Origin of the sequence: Modestobacter excelsi, assembly GCF_005930495.1 — a bacterium.
GTDB lineage: Bacteria > Actinomycetota > Actinomycetes > Mycobacteriales > Geodermatophilaceae > Modestobacter > Modestobacter excelsi.
Map to the genome: position 1 here is coordinate 1 of NZ_SJEX01000079.1, position 24,506 is coordinate 24,506.

The window sequence follows — 24,506 nt, forward strand, 5'->3', positions numbered from 1 at the left end:
GAGCGGGAGGTCGGCCGGCTCGTCCTCGGTGCGGCCCAGGTCGGTGCGGGACGTCAGCGTGGTGGACACCAGGTAGACGAGGACGGCCACGAACGGCCCGACCGCGAGGGCGGCCGTGGCGTGGAGCGAGAGCGCGGTGGTGACCGTCCGGCCGACGTCGGCCAGCTCGGCCTTGGTCGGTCCCGGTCCGGCCCACTGCCCGAGCTGCCAGGCCACGACCCCCGCCGCCAGCATGCCGGTGGCGAGCGCGACCAGGGTCAGCGCCCCGCGGCGCCGCCGACGCAGCCAGACCACCACCCCCGCCACCAGCCCGAGCGCGGCCAGGATGCACACGAACACCCCGTCGTCGGCCATGAACAGCTCCGCGGACGGTGCCCGGCCGATCGGCTCGACGTCGGTCGCGGTGACCCGGTAGTCCGCCCGGGGGGCGAGCCAGGTCCACACCCCGCCGGCGAGCAGCCCGGCCACGGTCAGCGCGAGCACGGTGAGCAGCGCGCTGCGCAGGTCCTGCCGACTGCCGCGCAGGCCGGGCACACCGGCGGGCCGGACCGGCCGCCAGTGCGGCACCGGCCCGTCGGACACCGCCGGCGCGGACGGGAACGGTGCCGCCGGGCCGGGCGGACGTGCGTCGGTCACCGTCCCAGTGTCGCTGGCCGAGCTGTGCGCCGGGCAACGACCCACTGCGCCGGCCGTGGTGAGGGGCTGGAACGGCCCCGGTCCAGAGGCTCGCCCCGAGCTTGCGAGGGGTGAGGGGGACCGGGGTCCTTCCTCAGAGCAGGGCGACGCTGGTCGGTCCCAGCAGCGCCTTGATGTCGCCCATCAGCGCCGTGCTGGGCCGGACCCGCAGGCCCTGGTCCAGCCGGAGCACGGTCTCCCGGCCGCCGTTGAGCAGCTTGAGCTGCACCTCGGTGGTCCCGGGGTGGCTGCCCAGCACCTCCCGGAGTCGCTCCACGACCGGTGGCGTGCACCGCGCAGCGGGCAGGGAGACCAGCACCGGGCCGCGGGGACCCTCGGTGAGCTCGGGGATGGTGACCTCGGAGGCGAACAGCGAGGGGGTGTCGTCGCGCCGGCTGATCCGCCCCTTGACCACGATGATCTGGTCCCGGACGACCTTCTCCGACACCTCCGCCCAGGTCTTGGGGAAGAACAGCACCTCGAGGCCGGCCTCGAGGTCCTCGAGGGTGGCGATCGCCCACGGGGCGCCCTGCTTGTTCGTCCGGGGGCCGACCGCGGTGAGGATGCCGGCCACCGTCACGTTGGCGCCGTCCTCGACGCCACCGGCGATGATCTCGGCCAGCGCCGTGTCGGCGTGCGAGGTGAGCACGTGCTCGACCCCGTGCAGCGGGTGGTCGGAGACGTACAGGCCGAGCATGTCGCGCTCGAAGACCAGCCGCTCGGACTTGGACCAGTCCGCGGTCGGGATGGGGATGTCCAGCGCGGAGCTGAGCGGGTCGCCGAGGTCGGGGGCGTCGTCGTCCTCACCGAAACCGCCGAAGAGGTCGAACTGACCCTCGGCCTCCTTGCGCTTGAGGCTCATCGCCGAGTCGACCGCCTGGACGTGGATCGCGGCGATGCCCTGCCGCGAGTGACCCAGGGAGTCGAAGCCGCCGGCCTTCGCCAGCGACTCGATGACCTTCTTGTTGCAGGCCACCGTGTCGATCTTGCGCATGAAGTCGGCGAAGTCCTTGAAGGCGCCCTTCTCCTCGCGCGCCTTGACGATCGAGTCGACGACGTTGTGCCCGACGTTGCGCACGGAGGCCAGGCCGAAGCGGATGTCGGTGCCGACGGCGGTGAAGTCCCAGGAGGACTCGTTGACGTCCGGCGGGAGCACCTTGATGCCCATCCGCCGGCACTCGGCCAGGTAGACCGGCCGCCGGTCCTTGTCGTCACCGACGCTGGTGAGCAGACCGGCCATGTACTCGGCCGGGTAGTTGGCCTTGAGGTAGGCGGTCCAGTACGACACCAGCCCGTACGCGGCCGAGTGCGCCTTGTTGAAGGCGTAGTCGGCGAAGGGCACCAGGATGTCCCACAGCGTCTTGACCGCCGCGGCGGAGAAGCCGTTCTCCTTCATCCCGGCCTCGAAGCCGACGTACTCGGCGTCCAGGACGGACTTCTTCTTCTTGCCCATCGCCCGGCGCAGCAGGTCGGCCTTGCCGAGGGAGTACCCGGCGACCTTCTGCGCGATCGCCATGACCTGCTCCTGGTACACGATCAGGCCGTAGGTCTGACCCAGGATCTCCGAGAGCGGCTCGGCCAGCTCGGGGTGGATCGGGGTGATCTCCTGCTGGCCGTTCTTGCGCAACGCGTAGTTGGTGTGCGAGTTCGCGCCCATCGGACCCGGGCGGTACAGCGCGCCGACCGCGGAGATGTCCTCGAAGTTGTCCGGGCGCATCAGCCGCAGCAGGGACCGCATCGGGCCGCCGTCGAACTGGAAGACGCCGAGGGTCTCGCCGCGGGCCAGCAGGGCGTAGGTCGCCGGGTCGGTGAGGTCCTTGCTGATCTCGTCGAGGTCGACCGGCTCCTTGCCGTTGATCACGATGTTGCGCAGCGCGTCGTCGATGACGGTGAGGTTGCGCAGGCCCAGGAAGTCCATCTTGAGCAGGCCGAGCGTCTCGCAGGTCGGGTAGTCGAACTGCGTGATGATCGCGCCGTCGGCCTCGCGCCGCATGATCGGGATGCTGTCGATCAGCGGGTAGCGGCCGATGATCACGCCGGCGGCGTGCACGCCCCACTGCCGCTTCAGGCCCTCGAGCTTGCGGGCCTGGTCGACGACCTCGGCCGCGCCGGGGTCCGACTCGTACCGGGCCCGGAACTCCGCGGCCTCCTTGTAGCGGTCGTGCTTGGGGTCGAAGATCCCCGACAGCGGGATGTCCTTGCCCATGACGCCCGGGGGCATCAGCTTGGTCAGCTCGTCACCCACCGAGTAGGGCCGGTCCAGCACCCGGGCGGCGTCCTTGATGGCGGCCTTGGCCTTGATCGTCCCGTAGGTGACGATCTGGCTGACCCGCTCCTCGCCGTACTTCTGCGACACGTACTGGATGACCTCGCCGCGGCGGCGGTCGTCGAAGTCGATGTCGACGTCGGGCATCGAGACGCGCTCGGGGTTGAGGAACCGCTCGAAGATCAGCCCGTGCGCCAGCGGGTCGAGGTCGGTGATCCCCATGGCGTAGGCGGCCAGCGAGCCGGCGGCCGAGCCACGCCCCGGGCCGACCCGGATGCCGTTGTCCTTGGCCCAGTTGATGAAGTCGGCGACCACGAGGAAGTACCCCGGGAAGCCCATCTGGCAGATGATCCCGGTCTCGTAGTCCGCCTGCTTGCGCACGTGGTCCGGGATGCCGCCGGGGTAGCGCTTGTGCAGCCCGCGCTCGACCTCCTTGATGAACCAGGAGGTCTCGTCCTCGCCCTCGGGCAGCGGGAAGCGGGGCATGAGGTCGGCGCCCTCGGTGAACTGCACCTCGCACTGCTCGGCGATCAGCAGGGTGTTGTCGCAGGCCTCGGGGTGCTCACGGAACAGCGCCCGCATCTCGGCGGCCGACTTCAGGTAGTAGCCGTCGCCGTTGAACTTGAAGCGGTTGGGCTCGTTGAGCCGCGACCCGGTCTGGATGCACAGCAGGGCGTCGTGCGCCTGGGCGTCCTCGCGGTGGGTGTAGTGCAGGTCGTTGGTGCCCAGCAGCGGGATGCCGAGGTCCCTGGCGATCTCCAGCAACGCGGGCTTGGTCTTCTTCTCGATGGACAGCCCGTGGTCCATGATCTCGGCGTAGAAGTTCTCCCGCCCGAAGATGTCCTGGAAGTCCGCCGCCGCCTGCCGGGCCTTGTCGACCTTGCCGGCCCGCAGCCACATGTTGACCTCACCGGACGGGCAGCCGGTGGTGGCGATCAGGCCCGTGCCGTACCGCTCCAGCAGGTCGCGGTCGAAGCGCGGCTTGCGGTACTGGCCCTCGAGGCTGGCCAGCGAGGAGATCCGGAAGAGGTTGTGCATCCCCTCGGTGGTGCGGGCGAGCAGCGTCATGTGCGTGTACGCGGCCTTGCCGCGGTTGTTGCCGCCGTCGCCCTCCTCGTCGATCAGCTTGTCGCCGAAGTCGAACGGGGCGCGGTCGAACCGCGAGCCGGGCGTGTAGTAGCCCTCCATGCCGATGATCGGCTTGACCCCGGCGGCGTTGGCCTGCTTGTAGAAGTCGTAGGCGCCGAACACGTTGCCGTGGTCGGTCATCGCCAGCGCCGGCATCCCCTCGGCCGCGGCGGCCTTGGTGACCTCGCCGAGCTTGGCGGCCCCGTCGAGCATCGAGTACTCGGTGTGCACGTGCAGGTGCACGAAGTTCTCTGGAGCCGGGGTGCTCACGGTGCGGGGTGCTCCTCACGGGTCGTGCAGCCGGCTGTCACCGACAGGTGCAGGGGCGGCGGGTGGTTCTGGGTGACCGGCGGGGAAGGCCGTTCGACGTCGAGCTGGCACTACGGGTGGCACTACGGGTGGCACTGCCGGTGGCACTGCGGGTGGCACTGCCCTCACCACGGGCGGCGCCACCCGGGGTGGGGGCCGCTCGCGGTGTCTCGATCCTCGCACCTCCGGAGGTCTACCCGAAGGGTCTGACGGAACGTGTCTCGCGATCCGGACCACTCCCCGGAGGACCCCTCCCCCCGCACTCGCCCGCCCGCGGCGGGCCCGGCGGGGGCCCCGGTCAGAGCAGCCGGACCATCGTCACGTGGGCGATGCCGGCCTCCTCGTACTCGCCGCCCACGACCTGGTACCCGGCCCGCTCGTAGGACCGCCGGGCGGCGACCTGGGCGTGCAGCTCGACCTCGATCTGACCCCGGGCCGCCGCCTCGCGCTGCAGCACCGCGAGCACCGCGGCGCCGTCGCCGCGCCCCCGCACCGCCGGGTCGGCGGCCATCCGCCCGATCACCGCGCGCCCCGGGCCGGCCGCGTCGAGCAGCAGCCGACCGGTGGCCAGCACCCGGCCGGCCAGCTCCCCGGACCGGCCACGGCCGAGCGCGTGCACCGCCGTGGCGTCGGCGTCGTCCCGCTCGAGCTCGGCGGGGACGCCCTGCTCGACGACGAACACCCGTGCCGCAGCGCAGCGACCTCCGGCCGGTCGGCGGCGGTGGCGGTCGTCGCGGTGGGCCCTGCCGGCTCTGTCGGCTCGGTCACGCGACCGCCCTCGGCAGCGCGGACGACGGGACGAGCAGGAACCGCAGGTCGATGGCGGCGTGCAGCAGCACCGGCAGCAGCAACGACCCGGTGGCGAGGTACAGCCCGGCGAGGACGCCGCCGAGCACGCCGGTGGTGAGGACCCCGGACAGGCCCTGGTAGGCGTGCGCCAGGCCGAACCCGAGCCCGGCCACCAGCACCAGCCCCGCGGTGGGCAGCCCGGGGACGAGCGCGGCGACGACGGCGAGGAAGAACCCGCGGTACAGCCACTCCTCGCACACCCCCGCCGTCACCCCGACCAGCGCGAACAGGTGCCGCTCCGAGCGGCTGCGGGGCAGCAGCGCGAGGGTCGCGTGCCCCGGCGGCTCGGCGTGCCGGGCCTCCCCGGGCCGAGTCCGGCGGAGCACCTCCGGCGGTGGACCGGCCAGCGCTCCCGAGCGCAGGGTCCGGGTGGACGCCAGCACGAGCAGCAGCAGCGCCGCCACCGCCAGCCAGCTGAGCACGCCGGGCCAGCGCTGCGGCGGCACCAGCCCGACCTGCGCGGCCCCGACGTCGGACGCGGCGACCCAGACGACCAGGCCGACCAGGGCCAGCCCCCACTCGAGCACCAGCAGCCGGCGGTAGAACGAGCGCCGGGCCGCCGGGTCGGTGCGCAGCCAGCCCTCGAACCGGCGGTGCAGCACGTAGCCGACGACCGGCTCCCCCGCCACCAGGTAGGCGGCGATCACCGCCGCCGACAGCCGCGCCGGACCGAAGTCGGCGAAGGCAGTGGGCAGATCGGTCACCGCCGCAGCTCAGTTCTCGGCGCGCAGCACAGCGAGTGCCCCGGCCAGGTCGGCGGGGTAGTCGCTGGTGAACTCCACCCAGCGCCCGTCGGCGGGGTGGGCGAAGCCGAGCCGGACGGCGTGCAGCCACTGCCGGGTGACGCCGAGCCGGGCGGCCAGCGTCGGGTCGGCGCCGTAGGCCAGGTCGCCGACGCAGGGGTGCCGCAGCGCGGAGAAGTGCACCCGGATCTGGTGGGTGCGCCCGGTCTCCAGGTGGACGTCGACCAGGCTCGCCGCCGGGAAGGCCTCCATCACCTCGTAGTGGGTGACCGACGGGCGGCCGCCGGAGACGACGGCGAAGCGCCAGTCGTGCTTGGGGTGCCGGTCGATCGGCGCGTCGATGGTGCCCTTGGACGGGTCCGGGTGCCCCTGCACCAGGGCGTGGTAGCCCTTGTCGACCGTGCGCTCCTTGAACGCGGCCTTGAGCAGCGTGTAGGCCCGCTCGCTCTTGGCGACCACCATCAGGCCGGTGGTCGCGGCGTCGAGCCGGTGGACCACGCCCTGCCGCTCGGCCGCGCCGCTGGTGGAGATGCGGTAACCGGCCGCAGCCAGCCCACCGGTGACGGTCGGGCCGTCCCAGCCGGGGCTCCCGTGGGCCGCGACCCCGACCGGCTTGTCGACGACCACGAGGTCGTCGTCGTCGTGCACGACACGCAGCCCGGCGACCGGCTGCGGTGCGGCCGGCTCGCCCGGCGGTGGCGGCAGCTCGACCTCCAGCCAGCTGCCGGCGGTCAGCCGGTCCCCCTTGCCGCGGGCCCGGCCGTCGACCAGCACGTTCCCGGCGTCGGCGAGGTCGGCGGCCACGGCCCGGGAGACCCCGAAGAGCCGGGTGAGGGCCTGGTCGACGCGCTGCCCCTCGAGCCCGTCGGGCACCGGCAGGGAGCGGAGCTCGCCGGGGCGGCCGCCGGAGGTGGTCGGGCCGGGACTGCTCATCACCGGTCCATTGTGACGGGTGTGGCCGGCGGGACCGGCCGCGCCGGGCCGGACCCGGTTACTCGCCGACGCCGGCGCTGTCGGTGGCGTCGGCCGTGCGGCTGCTGCTGCGTCCGCCGTCGAACTCGACACCGCGGAAGGCCAGCACCGCGCCGAGCACGCCACCGCAGACGATCGCCGAGTCCGCGACGTTGAAGATCGGCCACACCCGGCCGTAGGGGTCGAACAGCGAGAGGAAGTCGACGACGCCGCCGCGCAGGAAGCCGGGGTCGCGGAAGACGCGGTCCAGCAGGTTGCCCACCGCCCCGCCGAGCACCAGCGCCAGCGCCACCGCCCAGCCGGTGGAGAACAGCCGCCGGGCACTGCGCACGATGACCACCACGACCGCGACGGCGATCAGCGTGAAGACCACGGTCGCGCCCTCGGCGAAGGAGAACGCGGCGCCGGTGTTGCGCGCCTCGGTGAGGTACAGCGCCCCGCCGAGCAGCCGCAGCGGCTCGCGGTCGGACAGGGTGGCGACGACGAGCAGCTTCGTGGCGACGTCGAGGGCCAGCACGGCTGCCGCGAGGCCCAGCAGCAGCCGGGCCCGCGACCGGCGGGGGCGCGCCGGCTGATCGGCTTGCTCGGTCACCGCGCCGTCCTCCTGCTCGCGCGGCCGGTCGGCCACGTCAGGCACGACGATAGCCGTGACCGCCCGCCCGCCGGACCGAGCGTAGCGGGCGGGCCGTCCTGCGGGGCGGCCGCGCGACGGGCACCCTCGACCTGTGACCCATCTCATCACCCCAGAACGGGGGTCGACCGCCGTTCACCGCGTGCCGACCCGGAGACGGGACGACGATGGTGCCCAGACGTTCCGAGTGCACGGAGGCAGATCTTGAGCACGGGTGGTCCTTCCAACCCCGATGTGGTCCTCGTCGGTGGCGGCATCATGAGCGCGACGCTGGCCGCGCTGCTGGGCATCGTCGCGCCGGACTGGACCGTCGAGGTGTTCGAGTCCGGCTCCGCGGTGGCCGAGGAGAGCTCCGGCCCGTGGAACAACGCCGGGACCGGTCACTCCGCGCTCTGCGAGCTCAACTACACCCCTGCCCGCCCCGACGGCACCGTCGACCCGGCGAAGGCCGTGGGCATCAACGAGCAGTTCCAGGTCTCGCGGCAGTTCTGGTCGCACCTGGTGCGGGCCGGCCTCACCGACTCGCCGAAGACCTTCATCACCTCGGTGCCGCACATCAGCTTCGTCTCCGGCGAGGACGGCCGCAGCTACATGCGCAACCGGTACGAGGCGCTGGCCCCGCAGCCGCTGTTCGCCGGTCTGGAGTACTCCGACGACCCCGCCGAGCTCGACTCCTGGGTGCCGCTGATGATGGCGGACCGGTCGAAGAAGGAGCCCGTCGCGGCGACCCGGTCGCTGGTCGGCACCGACGTCAACTTCGGCGCGCTGACCCGGCTGCTGCTCGACGCCGCCGTCCGCCGCGGGGTGCAGCTGCACCTGCAGCACCGGGTGCTCAAGGTGCGTCGCGAGCGCACCGGCCGCTGGGCCACGACGGTCCGCGACCTCGCCACCGGCAAGCGGCGCACCGTGCGCAGCCGCTTCCTCTTCGTCGGAGCCGGCGGCGGTGCGCTGCCGCTGCTGCAGGGCGCCGGCATCCCGGAGATCAAGGGCTTCGGCGGGTTCCCGGTCAGCGGGCAGTTCCTCCGCACCCGCAACCCGCAGCTGGTCGCGCAGCACCAGGCGAAGGTCTACGGCCAGGCGAAGGTGGGCGCCCCGCCGATGTCGGTGCCGCACCTGGACCTGCGGCTGATCGATGGCGAGCAGGCGCTGCTGTTCGGCCCCTACGCCGGCTTCTCCCCCAAGTTCCTCAAGGCCGGGTCGCTGTGGGACCTGCCGCGCTCGGTGCGGGCGGGCAACCTGGGCTCCATGCTCGGCGCCGGCTGGGCGAACATCCCGCTGACCCGGTACCTGATCGGTCAGGTGCTGCAGTCGGAGAAGTCCCGCTTCCGGGCGCTGGAGGAGTTCGTCCCGACCGCCGAGCCCGGCGACTGGGAGCTCATCACCGCCGGCCAGCGGGTGCAGGTGATCAAGCAGGACACCGCCGGGCGCGGCGTGCTGCAGTTCGGCACCGAGCTGATCGTCGGCGCCGACGGGACGGTCGCCGGGCTGCTGGGCGCCTCGCCGGGTGCCTCCACCGCCACCTCGGCGATGCTCACCCTGCTCGAGCGCTGCTTCCCCGACCGGATCGACGCCTGGCGCCCGCTGCTGCAGGAGGCGATCCCCTCCTACGGCCACACGCTGTCCGAGGAGCCGGAGCTGCTCGCCCGGGTCGTCGCCGACACCACGAGGACCCTGGAACTGCACAGCTGAGCACATCGCGACCCTCCGGGCCGCACCGCGGCCAGGAGCCGTCCCCGACCACACGGAGCCGTTGCCCGTGTCCCGGTCGGGGACCCTCCGGGCCCCGCGACCGGTCCACTGAGCGCGCTCGCGCGCGCAGTGTCAATCCGTCTGGGAGGGGCTTCCGCTCTCGCCGCGCCAGGTGGCGAGCCGGCCGGCGCGGCTGACCGCACGCAGGCGGCGCTCGGCCTCTGCCCGGGAGCCGCGGGCGGAGACCAGCAGCGCCTGGTCGCCGCGCATCAGCCGGGTCTCCCGGTCGGGCACGAAGGGCCGCCCGTCGCGGACGACGAGCACCACCGCGGCGTCCTCGGGCAGTCGCAGCTCGGGCAGGTAGACACCGTGCAGCCGGGACGTGTCCGGCACCCGCAGCTGCATCAGCTCCGCGCCCAGCTCGTCCAGCGGCGCGGACTCCACGTCGATGTCCCGCGGGGTCATCGGGGTGGCGATCCGCAGCAGCCGGGCCATCGCGGGCAGCGACCAGCCCTGCACCACGGTGAAGACGACGACCAGCACGAACACGGTGTCGAACACCTGGGTGGCGCCGGGCACGTCCATGGCGATCGGGAAGGTGGCCAGGACGATCGGCACCGCTCCGCGCAGCCCGGCCCAGGCGATGAACACCTGCTGGGTGAACGGCACCCTGAACCAGGCGAGGCTGAGCAGCACCGACAGCGGGCGGGCCAGCAGCAGCAGCGCCCCGCCGATGAGCAGCGCCGGCCCGAGCGCGTCGACCAGCCGGTCGGGTGAGACCAGCAGCCCCAGCAGCACGAACAACCCGATCTGGGCCAGGCTGGCCAGCCCCTCGGCGAACCCGATTGTGCCGGCCCGGTGCGGTAGCGCGGCGTTGCCCAGCACCAGCCCGCACAGGTAGACGGCGACGAAGCCCGAGGTGTGCGCCAGGTCCGCGGTGGCGAAGGCGAGCACGCACAGCGCGAGGGTGACCAGCGGGTAGAAGCCGACCAGCGGCAACGCGAGCCGGCGCAGCAGCCACGCACCGCCGAACCCGATCCCGATGCCGATCAGCGAGCCACCGGCCAGTTCGCCCACCACCTCGGCGAGCACCAGGTACCAGGCGTGCGTCGCGTGACCGGTCAGCCGCTCGGACAGCGCCAGCACCAGCAGGATGACCGGCGCGTCGTTGAGACCGGACTCCAGCTCCAACGAGGCGACCATCCGGCGGGGCAGCGGCAGCCGGCGCAGCGAGGAGAACACCGCCGCGGCGTCGGTGGAGGTGACCACCGCGCCGACCAGGAGCGCGAAGGCCCAGGAGAAGTCCAGCAGCCAGACGCCGACGGCGGCGACCACGACGACGCTGACCACCACGCCCACCGTGGACAGCGTGATGCCCGGCCAGACCGCCCGCCGGACGTCGGCCCACCGGGTGGTCAGCCCGCCCTCGGCCAGGATCACCACCAGCGCGGCGACCCCGAGGGTCTGGGTCAGGCCGACGTCCTCGAACTCGACGCCCAGTCCGCTCTCCCCCAGGGCCACGCCGAAGGCGAGGTAGAGCAGCAGCGAGGGCAGCCCGATCCGGTCGGCCAGGCGCAGCGCGACCGCGGCGACGAGCACGACGAGGGCGCCGACGGCCAGCGCGACGGTGACCGTCGTGTTCATCGGCGGGCACCCATGGGCGGAGTCTCCCGTACCCGGGTCTCCGCCAGATGACGGGCGCTGACCGATGGCTGCGTGAAGCCGGTGGCGGGGTTGGGGATGATGGGGTGGTGAGTGCACCCTCCGGGCCGTTCTCGGCTCTTCCTCCGCAGGTCGACCTGCCCGCCCTCGAGCACGAGGTCCTCGAGCAGTGGGAGGCCGACAAGGTCTTCGCCCGGTCGCTGGAGGGCTCCGCCGACAAGCCGCAGTGGGTGTTCTACGAGGGCCCGCCCACTGCCAACGGCCGGCCCGGCACGCACCACATCGAGGCCCGGGCGTTCAAGGACGTCTTCCCCCGGTTCAAGACCATGCAGGGCTGGCACGTGCCCCGCCGCGCCGGCTGGGACTGCCACGGCCTGCCGGTGGAGATCGCCGTCGAGCAGGAGCTGGGCTTCGCCGGCAAGCCGGACATCGAGCGCTACGGCATCGCCGAGTTCAACGCCCGCTGCCGGGAGTCGGTCGAGCGGCACGTCGACGCCTTCACCGAGCTCACCCACCGGATGGGCTACTGGGTCGACATGTCGACCGCCTACTGGACGATGGACCCGTCCTACATCGAGAGCGTCTGGTGGTCGCTCAAGCAGGTCTTCGACACGGGGTTGCTGGTCGAGGACCACCGGGTGGCGCCGTACTGCCCGCGCTGCGGCACCGGGCTGAGCGACCACGAGGTCGCGCAGGGCTACGAGACGCTGACCGACCCGTCGGTCTACGTCCGGCTGCCCGTCACCAGCGGCGAGTGGGCCGGGAAGGCCGACCTGCTGATCTGGACCACGACACCCTGGACGCTGCCGAGCAACACCGCGGTCGCCGTGCACCCCGACGTCAGCTACGTCGTCGCCCGCAACGACCAGGGCACCTTCGTCGTCGCCGAGCCGCTGCTGACCGCCGCGCTCGGCGAGGACGCCGAGGTGCTGGCCCGGACCCAGGGCCGGGACTGGGAGCGCGTGCACTACCAGCGCCCCTTCGAGCTGGTCGACTTCCCCGCGGGCCCGGAGGGTCAGCCTGCAGACACCCACTTCGTCGTCCTCGCCGAGTACGTGACCACCGAGGACGGCACCGGGCTGGTCCACCAGTCCCCCGCATTCGGCGCCGACGACTTCGCCGTCGGCCGGGCCTACGGACTGCCGGTGGTCAACCCGATCGACCCGTCGGGGCACTTCCTCGCCGACGTGCCGCTGGTGGGCGGGCACTTCTTCAAGGCCGCCGACCCGACCCTGGTGCAGGACCTGCAGGACCGCGGCGTGCTGTACCGCGAGCTCCGCTACGAGCACAGCTACCCGCACTGCTGGCGGTGCCACACGCCGCTGATGTACTACGCGCAGCCGTCCTGGTACATCCGCACCAGCCAGGTCAAGGACCAGCTGCTGGCGCAGAACGAGCAGACGCACTGGCACCCGGAGAACATCCAGTGGGGCCGGTACGGCGACTGGCTGAACAACAACGTCGACTGGGCGCTGTCCCGGGACCGGTACTGGGGCACCCCGCTGCCGATCTGGCGCAACGACGCCGACCCGAGCCGGATGGTCGCCGTCGGCTCGCTGGCCGAGTTGTCCGAGCTGACCGGCCGGGACCTCGCCGACCTCGACCCGCACCGGCCGTTCATCGACGACGTCACCTTCACCGTGCCCGGTGAGGAGGGCACCTACCGGCGGGTCCGCCAGGTGATCGACGCCTGGTACGACTCCGGCTCCATGCCGTTCGCCCAGTGGGGCGCGCCGCACCGGAACGAGGCCGAGTTCCAGGCCTCCTACCCGGCGCAGTTCATCGCCGAGGCGATCGACCAGACCCGGGGCTGGTTCTACACGCTGATGGCGGTCGGCACGCTGGTGTTCGGCCGGAGCTCGTACGAGAACGTGCTGTGCCTGGGCCACATCCTGGCCGAGGACGGCCGGAAGATGAGCAAGCACCTGGGCAACATCCTCGAGCCGATGCCGCTGATGGACCGGCACGGAGCCGACGCCGTCCGCTGGTTCATGCTGGCCGGGGGCTCGCCCTGGTCGGCCCGACGGGTCGGCCACGAGACGCTGTCCGAGGTCGTCCGCAAGGTGCTGCTGACCTACTGGAACACCGCGAGCTTCTTCACCCTCTACGCCGAGACCAACGGCTGGGACCCGGCGACCACGCCCGCCCCGCCGCGGGCCGAGCGGCCGCTGCTGGACCGCTGGGCGCTGGCCGAGCTGGCCTCGGTCACCGCCGGCGTGACCGACGCGCTGGAGGACTTCGACACCCAGACCGCCGGGCGGCTGATCGCCGGCTTCGTCGACGACCTGTCCAACTGGTACGTCCGGCGCAGCCGGCGGCGCTTCTGGGACGGCGACCCGGCCGCGCTGGGCACGCTGCACGAGGTCCTCGACGGGCTCACCCGGCTGATGGCCCCGTTCACGCCGTTCGTCACCGAGCGGGTGTGGCAGACCGCCGTCGTGCCGGGGTCGGCGGGCGCGGCCGACTCGGTGCACCTGGCCGGCTGGCCCACGGTCGACGCCGAGGCCCGCGACGACGCGCTGGTCGAGCAGGTGGCGCTGGTCCGCCGGCTGGTGGAGCTGGGCCGCTCGGCGCGTACCGCGGCCAAGGCCCGCACCCGCCAGCCGCTGGCCCGCGCCCTGGTCGCGGCGAACGGCTGGTCCCAGCTCCCCCGGGACCTGGTCGCCGAGGTGGCCGACGAGCTCAACGTCGCCGAGCTCACCGAGCTGTCCGCGGTCGAGGGTTCGCTGGTCGACGTGTCGGTGAAGGTCGACTTCCGGGCGGTCGGCCGGCGGCTGGGCAAGCAGGTGCAGGCGGTCGCGGCCGCCGTCGCCGCTGCCGACCCGGTGGAGCTGGTCGCCGCCTACCGGGCCGGCTCGGCGACCGTGCCGGTCGACGGCGCCGCGCTGCCGCTGCAGGAGGGTGACCTGGTGGTCACCGAGACCCCGCGCGAGGGCTGGACGGTGGCCTCGGCTGCCGGGCTCACCGTCGCGCTGGACCTGACCCTGACCCCGGAGCTGGAGCGGGCCGGGCTGGTCCGTGAGGTCATCCGGCTGGTCCAGGACGCCCGCAAGTCCACCGGCCTGGCGGTCAGCGACCGGATCGAGCTGTGGTGGACCGGGGACGGCGTGGTCGCCCAGGCGCTCGCCGAGCACACCGAGGCGCTGGCCGGTGAGGTGCTCGCGACCACGGTGCACGCCGACGAGGCGGGCACCGGGGACGGCATCGAGGGTCCGGCCGGCTCGCGGTTCTGGATCACCAGGGCCTGCTGAAGGACCCCCGTGCCCCCCACCACTCGCAGGCTCGCCGCGGGGCCCTGCACGGGGGCCAGCAGCGCTAGGTGCGGCGGGCGCGTTCCCGTTCGGCCAGGTGGTGGTCGGGGGCGCAGGTGGCGCACGGGGTGAACCCGTCGGTGCGGGCCTCGGCCAGCGGCAGCGGGATGGTCTGGAGGCCGGACACGTGCGGGCACCGGGGCAGGTGGTAGCGGGGGTGCTCGTCGACCACCAGCACCTCGTCGGTCAGGTCGATGACCATCAGCTGGTCGGTGAACTCGACGTCCTCGACCGGTGGTTCCCCCGGCGTGGGGACCGCGGGTCCCTCCGCGCTGCGCGGGCCCAGCGGCGCCCGCAGTCCCGCGCCGTCGGACTGCGGGCCCCCGGACGGGCCGGCGAGGTCCCCGAGGCCTGAGCCGCTGGGCGGACCGGCGACCCGAGGGATGCTCGGCGAGCTCGGCGGCACCGGCGGCGGTGACACCCGCCGCAGGGGCTCCCCGTGGTCGGTCTCGGCTGCCGTGTCCTGACGAGGGTCCACCGGGGGCGGCGCGGAGGCGGCGGTCACCGGTGTGCCCCGGTGGGAGCCCCCGCTGGCCGCCCTACCGGGCTGCCGCTCCGCCCGCCGCTGCCGGACCTCGCTCACCACGAGCAGCAGGGCGGCCAGCGCACTCGCCGCGAAGGACGCCCACTGCAGCGTCGAGGAACCCTGGACCAGCCCGGCGACGAGCAGTCCGACGGCGACCAGGAGCAGCAACGCCGCGGCCAGGATCACAGCCGGATGCTAGCGGCGTGCGCCACCGCCTGGGCGCACACGACAGAGCCCCTCCGGACCCAGGGTCCGGAGGGGCTCTGTCGGGCCTGTGGTCAGGCGCTGACGTGCTGGTTCTGCCGGCTGTTCGTGGCCGGCTCGGCCGAGCCGCGGCTGTCCAGGTCACGCAGGTGCGACTCGAGGTAGGAACGCAGCCGGGTGCGGTACTCGCGCTCGAAGGTGCGCAGCTCCTCGACCTTGCGGTCCAGGCTCGCCCGCTTCTCCTCCAGCGAGCCCATCGCCTCGGCGTGCTTGCGCTCGGCGTCCTGCGCCAGCGCCGTCGCCTTGGCGCGCGCCTCGCGCTCCATCGTGTCGGCCCGGGTGCGGGCGTCGCCCAGCATCGAGTCGGCGCGGTTCTTCGCCTCGGTGACCATCTGCTCGCTCTTGGCCCGCGCCTCGGACATCATCCGGTCGCTGGTGCTCTTGGCGCTGCCGACCATCTGGTCGGCCTGTGCCTTGGCCTCGTTGACGTGCCGCTCGGCCGTCTCGGTGGCCAGGGCCAGCATGCGGGACGCGCGGATGGCCTCGTCCTCGCGGACGGCCGGGGGCGTCACCTGCGCCGGCGGGGGCGGCGGCGCCGCGACCGTCATCGGCGCGGACTCGGGACGCTCCTCCCGCGGGGCGGAGCCCTGACCACCGGACGCCCGCAGGTCGTTGTTCTCCTCGATCAGGCGGGCCAGCTCGGCCTCGACGACGTCGAGGAAGGCGTCGACCTCGTCCTCGTCGTAGCCGCGCTTGCCGATCGGCGGCTTCTTGAAGACGACGTTGTGCACGTCGGCGGGAGTCAGTGGCATGCGGCTCACCTCAGGTCGGACGGGAGGAACAGAGACAGGCGCGAACCGGCGGCGAGCCGCTGGTGGTCCACGCCCCGCTCCGGCTGGGACCGCGAGGTCACAGGGAGTAGGCCAGGTTGGTCAGCAGGCTCCGCAGCAGGATCACGGCGATCAGGAGCACCATAAACCCCAGGTCCAGACGGATCGTCCCGAGGTTCAACGGCGGGATGACCTTGCGCACGGCCTTCAGCGGCGGGTCGGTCGTCGCGTAGACGACCTCCAGACCGGCTGCGACCAGACCCTGCGGGCGCCAGCTCCGGGCCAGCACCATCACCCAGTCCACGACGAACCGGGCGAAGAGCAGGATCAAGAAGACGAGCAGGACCGAGGAGATGATCTGCAGAAGGAGAGCCACGGTCCTCGATCGTTCGGGCACTCGTGCGAAGGGCGCACGGGTGCGGCGGGTCAGGGCTGGCTGAAGAAGCCGCCCTCGCGGATCCGGGCCTTGTCCTCAGCCGTCACGTCCACGTCCTGCGGGCTGAGCAGGAACACCTTGGCCGTGACCCGCTCGATACTACCGTGCAGCCCGAACGTCAGGCCGATGGCGAAGTCGACGAGTCGCTTCGCGTCGGCGTGCTCCATGTCGGTCAGGTTCATGATCACCGGCATGCCGTCGCGGAACCGCTCGCCGATGGTGCGCGCCTCGTTGTAGGAGGCGGGGTGCACCGTGGTGATCCGGTAGCCCTTCGGCTTCGGCTCGGGTGCCGGCGTCGGCGCGGGGGCCGGCGCGGGCTCGGCCGCGACCGGCTCGCTCATGGCCAGACCGGCGGACCCCGAGACCCCACCGGACAGGCCGATGGGTGCCCGGCCGCGGCCGGACGAGGCGCTGATCCCCGAGCCACCGGCAGCGCTCAGCCCGCCGCCCAGGCGGGAGGCTGCGGTGCTGCCCGCCGGGCTCCCGGCGAGGCCGAGGGTCCGCGGGGTCGCCGGACGACGGCCGAGGGAGACCTCGGGCTCGGGCACGCGCTCCTCGTGCCGCTCCTCCGCGCGCTCCCCGGCCGGGTGGTCGGTGTCGTAGCCGGAGGCCCCGTAGCCGCTGCCGTAGCCGTAGCGGTCACCGGTGTCCGGCGCGGCCGGGTCGTCGACGTAGTCGGTCGCGGCGTAGCGGTCGTAACCCCGGTCGTAACCGTGGTCGTCGTAGCCGCGCTCGGCGTACTCGTGGTCGCTCTGCCGCGCGGCGTAGCGGTCGTAGCCGCCCCGGGCGTCGTCGTCCTCGACGAGGCCCAGGTAGACCCCCATCCTTCGCATGGCTCCGGCCATCGGACGTCTCCCTCTGGTCTCGTCGCAGGACGACTCGTGGTGCGGACGGCTGGTCTGCCTGCGCGGCCGACCAGTGGTGCGGGTGGTGCTGGTGTGACTAGCGCGGGCGCACGGGTCCCGGAACGCCCGGTCCATCGGAGGCTAGGGGTCGGGCACCGAACAACGCGGTACCGACACGCACCACGGTGGCCCCAGCTGTCACAGCAGCCTCCAGGTCGCCGCTCATGCCTGCCGATGTCTCCGATGCGGTGGGGTGGGCAGCGCGGACGAGCGCGCTCAGCTCGGCGAGCCGGGCGAACGCCGGCGCCGGGTCCTCCCCCCGCGGGGCGACCGCCATGAGGCCGCGCAGCTGCAACCCCTCGGCCTCGGCGACGGCGTCGGCCAGCCGCGGGACGTCGTCGGGTGCGGCCCCGCCGCGCCCGCCGAGCTCGCCCTCCGGACCGCCGAGGTCCACCTGCACGTAGACGTCCACCGTCCGCCCCGACCGCTCGGCCGCCCGGTCCAGCGCCTCGACCAGCGACTGCCGGTCGACCGAGTGCACGGTCGCGCCGAGCCGGACGACGGCGGCGGCCTTGTTGCGCTGCAGCTGGCCCACCAGGTGCCAGCGCAGGTCCGGCAGGTCGGCCAGCTCGGCCGCCTTGCTGGTCAGCTCCTGCACCCGGTTCTCCGCGAAGTGCAGCTGCCCGAGCGCGGCGAGGGCGCGGACGTCCGCGGCCGGCCAGGTCTTGCTCACGGCGAGCAGCCGGACGCCGGCCGGGTTCCGACCGGCCGCCCGGGCGGCGGCATCGATCCGCGCACGGACCGCACGCAGGTTCTCGGCCAGTGGAAGGACCCCGTCCTCCTCACCCCTGGCAGGCTCGGGGCGAGCCTCGGGACGGGGCCGGGGGTCGTCGGCGTTCACCCGAGCCAGACGACGCCGGCCTGGCGGCCGGTCACGCCGTCGCGGCGGTGGCTGAAGAGCCGGGGGTCCTCCACCGTGCAGCGGGGGTCGTGCACGACCTGCCGGACACCGGCCCCGCGCAGCACCTCGGCGATGCCGGCCCGCAGGTCCAGCCCCGGGGTGCCCTGCCGGGTGCGGACCGCGCTCGCCGGGGCGACCCGGGCGACCTCGGCCTGCATGTGCCCGGGCACCTCGTAGTCCAGCCCGCAGACCGCCGGGCCGAGCAGCGCCTCGACGTCGCCGGGGCGCGCGCCGAGCCGGGTCATGGCCGCCAGCGCCGCGGGCACGACGCCGCGCCGGACGCCCTCCCGGCCGGCGTGCACCGCGGCCACGACACCGGCCACCGGGTCGGCCAGCAGCACCGGGACGCAGTCGGCGACCAGCACGCACAGCACGAAGCCGGGCGTGGCGGTCACCAGCGCGTCCACGTCGGCCACCGGGTTCTCCCCGGCGTCCTCCACGATCGCGACCCCGGTGCCGTGCACCTGGGTCATCCAGACCACCTGGTCCCCGGCGACACCGAGCTCACCGGCGAGGCGGTCCCGGTTCGCGGCGACGTCCGCCGGGTCGTCGCCGACGTGCCCGCCCAGGTTGAACGAGTCGTACGGGGACACGGAACGGCCGCCCCGCCGGTCGGTGACGACCCGTCGGGGTCGCACCGCCGGCGGAGCGGCCGGACTGTCACTCACGGTGACCTGCTGGAACGGCCCCCGTGCAGGGGCCCGCCACGAGCTCGCGAGTGGTGGGGGGCACGGGGGTCCTTCTACTGGGAGCGGAGGAACTCGGGGATGTCGAGCTCCTCCTCGAAGTCCTCCGAGGCCAGCGGACGGCGGTTGCCGCTGCCCGGCCCGGCGATCGGCGGCAACGGCGGCACGGTGATGCCACCGCCCTGCGGCGCGCCGCCGGGCTGGCCCGGACGCGGTGCCGCCGGCGACGCCGCCGTGGGAGCCGCCGCGGGAGCGGGCGTGGGAGCGGGCGTGGGAGCGGGCGAGGCGAGCCGCTCCCCGGTCTGCGCCGGGAAGGCCGGCCGCGGCGCGGCCGGCGTGATCGGTGCGGCGGCGGGCGCCGGGGCCGGCGGGGCGGCGGGGGCGACCGTCGTCGCCACGGCGTCCTTGCGCTGACCGGGCTTGCCCTGGTCGAAGCCCGCCGCGATGACCGTCACCCGCACCTCGTCGCCGAGGGCGTCGTCGATGACGGCCCCGAAGATGATGTTGGCATCGGGGTGCGCGGCGTCGGAGACCAGCGAGGCGGCCTCGTTGATCTCGAACAGGCCCAGGTCCGACCCGCCGGAGATCGACAGCAGGACGCCGTGGGCGCCCTCCATCGAGGCCTCCAGCAGCGGGCTGGCGATCGCCTGCTCGGCGGCGAGCAGGGCGCGGTTGTCACCGCGCGCGCTGCCGATGCCCATCAGCGCCGAGCCCGCACCGGACATGACCGACTTGACGTCGGCGAAGTCCAGGTTGATCAGGCCGGGCGTGGTGATCAGGTCGGTGATGCCCTGGACGCCGGAGAGGAGCACCTGGTCGGCGGTCCGGAAGGCGTCCATGACGCTGACGTTCCGGTCGCCCAGCTGCAGCAGCCGGTCGTTCGGGATCACGATCAGCGTGTCGCACTCGTTGCGCAGTTCCTCGATGCCCGACTCGGCCTGGACCGCCCGCCGCTTCCCCTCGAAGGAGAACGGGCGGGTGACCACGCCGATGGTCAGGGCGCCGAGCTTCCGCGCGATGGAGGCGACGACGGGTGCGCCACCGGTGCCGGTGCCACCGCCCTCGCCCGCCGTCACGAAGACCATGTCGGCGCCCTTGAGCACCTCTTCGATCTCCTCGCGGTGGTCCTCTGCGGCCTGCCGGCCGACATCGGGCTGCGCGCCCGCGCCCAGGCCGCGGGTGAGCTCACGGCCGACGTCGAGCTTGACGTCCGCGTCGCTCATCAGCAGTGCCTGTGCGTCGGTGTTGATCGCGATGAACTCGACCCCCTTGAGGCCGACCTCGATCATGCGGTTGACCGCGTTCACCCCGCCGCCGCCGATGCCGACGACCTTGATGACCGCGAGGTAGTTGTGCGGAGGTGTCATGCTGCGCTCCCCAACTGGACCCTCATCCTCAGGTTAAGCCTTATAGTTATGTCAACTACGTCCATGTGGGGACGAAGTTAGGTGTGCCCCCATCGGGCGGCAAGCACCCTCCCCGGGTCGGCGTGTCCACCGGGCGGTGTCACACCAGAACCCGCCGACCCGTCTGTCACATAGAGCTCACGAGCCGTGACGACATGCTGCACCACGGTCTCATGCCCGGGTGCAGACGTCGGTGGGCACGTCCGTCGGTGCGACGGAGCGCACGTCGAGACTCTTTTCTGCCCGGGCGTGTCGGCGCGCCGCCCGTCCAGCGCGGCCCTGTCGTGCTCGGGGCTCAGCTGCGGGGCACCCGACCGAGCAGGTAGAACTCCTCGTTCGGCGGCACGGCCGCCCAGTGCACCAGCCGGTTGGACAGCGCGAACAACGCGACGATGGCCCCGACGTCCCACACGTCGTCCTGGGTGAGCCCGTGCCCGCGCAGCGCGTCCTGCTGCTCGGCGGTCACCGCCACCGGGTCGACGGCGAGCCGGACGCCGACCTCCACGACCGCCCGCAGCCGGGGGGACAGCGGCGCCTTCCGCCAGTCGACCGCGACCTGGTCGGCCAGGTGCCGGTCCCGCGCGCGGATCCGGACCAGGGCGCCGTGGGCGACCACGCAGTACAGGCAGCCGTTGGCCGCGCTGGTGGCCACCACCAGCACCTCCCGGTCGGCCTGGGTGAGCCCGGGGGTGTCCTTGTCCATCAGGGCGTCGTGCAGCGCGAAGAAGGCCCGCGCCTCGTCCGGACGCCAGGCCAGCGCGGCGAAGACGTTGGGCAGGAAGCCGCTCTTGTCGGCGACCTCGGTGAAGCGCTGCTGCAGGTCCGGCGGCAGGTCGGCCAGCGGGGCGACGGGGAATCGGCTGATCGGGAGCTCGGTCACCCACTCACTGTGCCAGTGGAGGGGCCAGGTCTCGGCTGCGCCGAGCATCTTCCGGGTCCCGGTGGAGCAGGGCGCGGGATGCTCCGCATGCCGCGCCGCTCTACCGGAGGACGACGGAGTCCGGGGTGCTGACGTCGAGCGTGCCGGCGGGGTCCAGCGTCCCGGCGTCGATCTGCTCCAGCAGCGCCCCGAGCACCTCGGCCTTGCGCCCGGTCTGGGCGGCACTCCCCCACAGCACCGACCGGCCGTCGGTCAGGGTCAGCGTCACGGCGTCCGGGCTCCGCGCGGCCACGCCGGTCACCTCGTCGCGCACGTCCGGCGGCAGTGCGGTCAGCGCCCCGAGGGCGGCGGTGGTCGCCGCGTCGTCCGGACCGGGGTCGGGCACGTCGAGCGGGACGACGCCGTCCGGCGGGGTGCCGGTGATCGTCTCGAAGACCACGCCGCCGGCGTCCACCAGCCGCCGGGTGCCCCCGTCGCTCACCACCGCCACCGGCACGCGCTCGGCCAGCGTGACGACCACCGTGCGCGGCCAGCCCCGGGTGACCTCCACCGAGGCGACCTGCGGGAGCGCCGCGACCCGGGCGGCCGCAGCGGCCGTGTCGACCCGGGCCAGCGGCGTGCCCTCGGTGATGCCGGCCACCTGGACCACCTGCTCCGCGGAGAGCCGGGCCTCACCGTCGACCTGCACCGTGCGCACCGCGAAGACCGGGCTGGCGAGGACCAGCCACGCGACGACGCCGGCCACCAGCAGGGTCCCGGCCAGGGCGACGAGCAGCCGGCGGCCGGGGTGGGGCGGCCGCCGCCGCGACCGGCGCCGGCGGGGACGCAGCGGGGTGACCGGGGACGGCGCGTCGCCGCCCGTGCCGCCGCCCCGCCGTCCGCCCCGGGCGCGGTCGCGGGTCGTCGCGGCCCGGCTCACCGCGCCGGCCCCGACCCGTCCCCGTGCGGCGGCTCGACCCCCTCGTCGGGCTCGCTCAGCGCGGCCAGCACCTCGGGGCCGACCATCGACACGTCGCCGGCGCCCATGGTGACCACCAGGTCACCGGGGCGGGCGCGGGCGGCCATCGCCGGGGCCGCGGCCGACCAGGACGGCTCGAAGGCCACCGCGTCGGCCGGCAACGGCACCGCGTCGGCGACCAGCGCGCCGGTCACACCGGGCACCGGGTCCTCCCGGGCGCCGTAGACCTCCATCACCACGACCTGGTCGGCCAGTCCCAGCGCCTCGCCGAAGCCCGCGGCGAACTGCGCGGTCCGGCTGTAGAGGTGCGGCTGGAACAGCACCAGCAGCCGCCCGGACCCGGTGACGGCCCGGGCAGCGCGCAGCTGCGCGGCGACCTCGGTGGGGTGGTGGGCGTAGTCGTCGTAGACCCGGACGCCGGCGGCGACGCCCTTGAGCTCGAACCGCCGGTGCACGCCGCCGAACCGGCCCAGCCCGCCGATGAGGCCGGCCGCGGGCAGCCCGAGCTCGAGGCCGGCCAGCAGCGCTGCGGCGCTGTTGAGCGCCATGTGCGCCCCGGGCAGCCGGATGTGCACCTCGCCGAGGGACTGCCCGTCGAGGACGGCGGTGTACCGGGTGCCGTCCGGGCCCACCCGCAGGTCGACCAGCTGCAGGTCGGCCCCGGGCTGCAGGCCGTAGGTGCGCAACCGCGCCGAGGTCCCGGCCGCCACCTCGGTGAGCCGGGCCGCGCCGGGGTCGTCGGCGCAGAGCACGAGGAACCCGTCGGCGGCCACGGTCCGCACGAACGCGTCGAACGCCTCCTCCACCGCGGCCAGGTCGCCGTAGTTGTCCAGGTGGTCGGCCTCGACGTTGGTGACGATGGCCCCGTGCGGGGCGAGCAGCAGGAACGACCGGTCGCTCTCGTCGGCCTCGGCCAGGAAGACGTCGCCCTGCCCGGCGTGGGCGTTGGAGCCGGACTCGTTGAGGGTGCCGCCGATGGCGAACGACGGGTCGACGCCGCAGGCCTGCACGGCGACGGTGAGCATCGACGTCGTCGAGGTCTTCCCGTGGGTGCCGGCCACCGCGACGCTGCGCCGCCCGGCCATCACCGCGGCCAGCGCCACCGCGCGGGGCACCACCCGCAGGCCCCGCTCACGGGCCGCCACCAGCTCGGGGTTCTCCGCCCGGATCGCGGTGGAGACCACGACGGTCGTGGCGTCACCGAGGTGCGCGGCGTCGTGGCCGACCTCCACCCGGGCGCCCAGCGCGTCGAGCCCCCGCATCGTCGGGGAGTCCCGGCGGTCGGTGCCCGACACCCGCAGACCGCGGGCCAGCATGATCCGGGCGATGCCGCTCATCCCGGCCCCGCCGATGCCGATGAAGTGCACCGCGCCGAGGTCGCCCAGCGCGGGGATCGGGTCCTTCCACGCCGCGACGTCCGCGGCGCTCACTTCCCCACCACCCCGAGCACCATGTCCGCCAGCCGCTCGTCGGCGTCCGGGGTGCCGACCGCGGCGGCGTCGGCGGCGAGCGCGGCCAGCGCCGCCGGGTCGGTGAGCAGCGGGACCAGCCGCTCGGTGACCCAGGCCGGGGTCAGCTCGGCGTCGTCCACCAGCAGCCCTCCCCCGGCCTCGACCACCGGCACCGCGTTGAGCCGCTGCTCGCCGTTGCCGATGGGCAGCGGGACGAAGGCCCCCGGCAGTCCCACGGCGGAGAGCTCGGCGACGGTGACCGCCCCGGACCGGCAGAGCGCCAGGTCGGCGGCGGCGTAGGCGAGGTCCATCCGCTCCAGGTAGTCGACGACGACGTAGGGCGCGGCGCCGGCGGGCCGGGCCGGGACGGTGACGTCGGTGTTCTTCGGCCCCCGGGCGTGCAGCACCTGAACCCCCGCGGCGGTGAGCGCGTCGGCGGCGGCGGCGGCGACCCGGTTGAGCGACGCCGCGCCCTGGGAGCCGCCGAACACGAGCAGGGTCGGCCGGTCGGCGTCCAGGCCGAAGGCGGCCCGGGCCTCGGCGCGCCGAGCGGGCCGGTCCAGCCCGGTGATCGAGGTGCGCAGCGGCATGCCGACCTGCACGGCGCCGTGCAGGCGGGTGCCGGGCACGGTGACCGCCACCCGGGCGGCCACCCGGGCGCCGATCCGGTTGGCCAGCCCCGGCAGCGCGTTCTGCTCGTGCACGACGACCGGGACCCCGGCCCGGCGGGCCGCCAGGTAGGCCGGCAGCGCGACGTACCCGCCGAAACCGACGACCACGTCGGCGCCCAGCTCGGTGAGCAGCGCACGGGTGTCGGCGACGGCGCGCCAGACCCGTCCGGGCACCCGGAGCAGGTCCGGGGTGGGCTTGCGGGGCAGCGGTACCGGTGGGATCAGCCGGAGGTCGTAGCCGCGGGCCGGCACCAGCCGGGTCTCCATGCCGCGGGCGGTGCCCAGGCAGGTGATCCGCGGCGGGGTGCCGGCCACCGAGCGGCGGGTGAGGGCGTCGGCGAGGGCGAGCATCGGCTCGATGTGCCCGCCGGTACCGCCGCCGGCGAGCACGACGTGCACGGGCCGGGGGACGGGCAG

General features: G+C 74.0%; 20 protein-coding genes. 2 read left to right on the forward strand and 18 right to left on the reverse strand.

The features are described from left to right. From FHL80_RS20350 to lspA, 6 genes are all read right to left on the reverse strand, one after another. The coding region (locus FHL80_RS20350) for a DUF2567 domain-containing protein (RefSeq protein WP_216870909.1) at positions 1–636 on the reverse strand (636 nt) is incomplete at its 3' end. Positions 637–769: 133 nt separating this feature from the next. Beyond that, positions 770–4,339 carry a DNA polymerase III subunit alpha gene (gene dnaE / locus FHL80_RS20355; protein WP_216870910.1) on the reverse strand — a complete coding sequence of 1,190 codons (3,570 nt, stop codon included), beginning with the start codon at positions 4,337–4,339 and terminating at the stop codon, positions 770–772. Between the two features lie 337 nt (positions 4,340–4,676). Next, a complete protein-coding gene (locus FHL80_RS20360) occupies positions 4,677–5,060 on the reverse strand; it encodes a GNAT family N-acetyltransferase (RefSeq protein WP_246078834.1) in 384 nt (127 codons plus the stop codon). Positions 5,061–5,142: 82 nt separating this feature from the next. Further along, positions 5,143–5,931: a CPBP family intramembrane glutamic endopeptidase gene (locus FHL80_RS20365; protein ID WP_138735177.1), complete on the reverse strand. Its 789-nt coding sequence runs from the start codon at positions 5,929–5,931 to the stop codon at positions 5,143–5,145. Between the two features lie 9 nt (positions 5,932–5,940). Further along, on the reverse strand, positions 5,941–6,903 hold the full coding sequence (locus tag FHL80_RS20370; protein WP_138735178.1) for an RluA family pseudouridine synthase: 963 nt from the start codon (positions 6,901–6,903) through the stop codon (positions 5,941–5,943). A gap of 58 nt (positions 6,904–6,961) precedes the next feature. Beyond that, on the reverse strand, positions 6,962–7,579 hold the full coding sequence (gene lspA, locus FHL80_RS20375) for a signal peptidase II (protein WP_246078835.1): 618 nt from the start codon (positions 7,577–7,579) through the stop codon (positions 6,962–6,964). A 228-nt stretch (positions 7,580–7,807) separates the two neighbouring features. On the opposite strand from lspA, the gene mqo reads away from it, so the two are divergent. Beyond that, positions 7,808–9,262, forward strand: a complete 1,455-nt coding sequence (gene mqo / locus FHL80_RS20380) for a malate dehydrogenase (quinone) (protein ID WP_138735191.1) — start codon at positions 7,808–7,810, stop codon at positions 9,260–9,262. 132 nt (positions 9,263–9,394) lie between these two features. Here the strand turns inward: mqo and FHL80_RS20385 are convergent, their stop codons facing one another. After that, positions 9,395–10,906 (reverse strand): potassium/proton antiporter, encoded by a 1,512-nt coding sequence (locus FHL80_RS20385; protein WP_138735179.1) that lies wholly within the window; start codon positions 10,904–10,906, stop codon positions 9,395–9,397. 107 nt (positions 10,907–11,013) lie between these two features. Between FHL80_RS20385 and ileS the strand changes: the two genes are divergently transcribed. Beyond that, complete coding sequence (gene ileS, locus FHL80_RS20390) at positions 11,014–14,175, forward strand: isoleucine--tRNA ligase (RefSeq protein WP_138735180.1); 3,162 nt, start codon at positions 11,014–11,016, stop codon at positions 14,173–14,175. A gap of 64 nt (positions 14,176–14,239) precedes the next feature. On the opposite strand, the gene FHL80_RS20395 is transcribed toward ileS, so the two are convergent. The 11 genes from FHL80_RS20395 to murG all read right to left on the reverse strand — a co-directional run bounded on the left by FHL80_RS20395 (position 14,240) and on the right by murG (position 24,506). Continuing rightward, positions 14,240–14,947: a hypothetical protein gene (locus FHL80_RS20395; RefSeq protein WP_138735181.1), complete on the reverse strand. Its 708-nt coding sequence runs from the start codon at positions 14,945–14,947 to the stop codon at positions 14,240–14,242. A 92-nt stretch (positions 14,948–15,039) separates the two neighbouring features. Then, positions 15,040–15,777 carry a DivIVA-like cell division protein Wag31 gene (gene wag31, locus FHL80_RS20400; RefSeq protein ID WP_138735182.1) on the reverse strand — a complete coding sequence of 246 codons (738 nt, stop codon included), beginning with the start codon at positions 15,775–15,777 and terminating at the stop codon, positions 15,040–15,042. Positions 15,778–15,874: 97 nt separating this feature from the next. Then, a complete protein-coding gene (locus tag FHL80_RS20405; RefSeq protein WP_014741442.1) occupies positions 15,875–16,171 on the reverse strand; it encodes a YggT family protein in 297 nt (98 codons plus the stop codon). 50 nt (positions 16,172–16,221) lie between these two features. Continuing rightward, positions 16,222–17,076, reverse strand: coding sequence for a cell division protein SepF (locus tag FHL80_RS26820; RefSeq protein ID WP_216870912.1), 855 nt, complete (start codon positions 17,074–17,076; stop codon positions 16,222–16,224). 97 nt (positions 17,077–17,173) lie between these two features. Further along, a complete protein-coding gene (locus FHL80_RS20415; RefSeq protein ID WP_216870913.1) occupies positions 17,174–17,977 on the reverse strand; it encodes a YggS family pyridoxal phosphate-dependent enzyme in 804 nt (267 codons plus the stop codon). After that, on the reverse strand, positions 17,974–18,705 hold the full coding sequence (pgeF, locus tag FHL80_RS20420) for a peptidoglycan editing factor PgeF (protein ID WP_138735183.1): 732 nt from the start codon (positions 18,703–18,705) through the stop codon (positions 17,974–17,976). The genes FHL80_RS20415 and pgeF overlap by 4 nt, the downstream gene beginning before the upstream one ends. A 74-nt stretch (positions 18,706–18,779) precedes the next feature. Beyond that, the gene (gene ftsZ / locus FHL80_RS20425) at positions 18,780–20,090 is read right to left on the reverse strand and encodes a cell division protein FtsZ (protein WP_138735184.1); all 1,311 of its coding nucleotides are present in this window, start codon (positions 20,088–20,090) and stop codon (positions 18,780–18,782) included. Between the two features lie 334 nt (positions 20,091–20,424). Continuing rightward, complete coding sequence (locus FHL80_RS20430; protein WP_138735185.1) at positions 20,425–21,009, reverse strand: peroxidase-related enzyme; 585 nt, start codon at positions 21,007–21,009, stop codon at positions 20,425–20,427. A 100-nt stretch (positions 21,010–21,109) separates the two neighbouring features. After that, on the reverse strand, positions 21,110–21,928 hold the full coding sequence (locus FHL80_RS20435; RefSeq protein ID WP_138735186.1) for a cell division protein FtsQ/DivIB: 819 nt from the start codon (positions 21,926–21,928) through the stop codon (positions 21,110–21,112). Further along, on the reverse strand, positions 21,925–23,397 hold the full coding sequence (murC, locus tag FHL80_RS20440; RefSeq protein WP_138735187.1) for a UDP-N-acetylmuramate--L-alanine ligase: 1,473 nt from the start codon (positions 23,395–23,397) through the stop codon (positions 21,925–21,927). The genes FHL80_RS20435 and murC overlap by 4 nt, the downstream gene beginning before the upstream one ends. Continuing rightward, entirely contained in the window at positions 23,394–24,506 is a 1,113-nt protein-coding gene (gene murG / locus FHL80_RS20445; protein WP_138735188.1) for an undecaprenyldiphospho-muramoylpentapeptide beta-N-acetylglucosaminyltransferase, read from the reverse strand. Before murG ends, murC begins: the two co-directional genes overlap by 4 nt.

Coding starts and splice junctions, on each gene's coding strand:
- FHL80_RS20370 (WP_138735178.1), bottom strand. CDS start 6,903: ATGAGCAGTCCCGGCCCGACCACCTCCGGCGGCCGCCCCGGCGAGCTC.
- FHL80_RS20385 (WP_138735179.1), bottom strand. CDS start 10,906: ATGAACACGACGGTCACCGTCGCGCTGGCCGTCGGCGCCCTCGTCGTG.
- wag31 (WP_138735182.1), bottom strand. CDS start 15,777: ATGCCACTGACTCCCGCCGACGTGCACAACGTCGTCTTCAAGAAGCCG.
- FHL80_RS26820 (WP_216870912.1), bottom strand. CDS start 17,076: ATGGCCGGAGCCATGCGAAGGATGGGGGTCTACCTGGGCCTCGTCGAG.
- ftsZ (WP_138735184.1), bottom strand. CDS start 20,090: ATGACACCTCCGCACAACTACCTCGCGGTCATCAAGGTCGTCGGCATC.